This window comes from Bacillus sp. LK2 (assembly GCF_001043575.1).
Classification (GTDB): Bacteria; Bacillota; Bacilli; order Bacillales; family Bacillaceae_G; genus Bacillus_A; species Bacillus_A paramycoides.
On the sequence record NZ_LDUK01000113.1, the window covers coordinates 1 to 471 of the forward strand.

The 471-nt window shown below is 34.2% G+C and carries 1 pseudogene; it reads left to right on the forward strand.

Features of this window, described 5'->3' with window-relative positions:
• Positions 1 to 171 (forward strand): annotated as a pseudogene (locus VK90_RS30055) (IS4 family transposase); the annotation flags it as partial.
• Positions 172 to 471 lie beyond the last annotated feature (300 nt).

The window sequence follows — 471 nt, forward strand, 5'->3', positions numbered from 1 at the left end:
TTTCATCAAGCATTACATAAAAACACCCAAGAATTATCAAAGATTCTCCTTCGTCTGTTTAACCTCCTACAGCGAAACGGACAAAAATCTCACAGATATGAGAAAAAAACAGTCTTTGATATTTTGGGCGTTGTGTATGAGTATACCACTTCTACTCATCAGGTAGCATAGTAAAAAAATTCAAACCCGTTAGGGTTTATTTGATATGCCTACTTTTATAACATCTATAAACGATAATAAAATACTACGTGAAAAGACCACGTTTTATATAAAAATATACCTTAAGTTGATGGATGTGGGGTATCGCCCCATGCCCATTAACCTAGGATTTTGAAGTATCCCCATGACGAAAATTTCATCCTTTCATAGTTGTCCATAGAAATTTAGTTCATTTTTTTCGTTTTGGGGAAGAATGTATTTCTTAACTTGATAGCGATGTGGAAATACCCCACATCCATCAACTTAAGGATT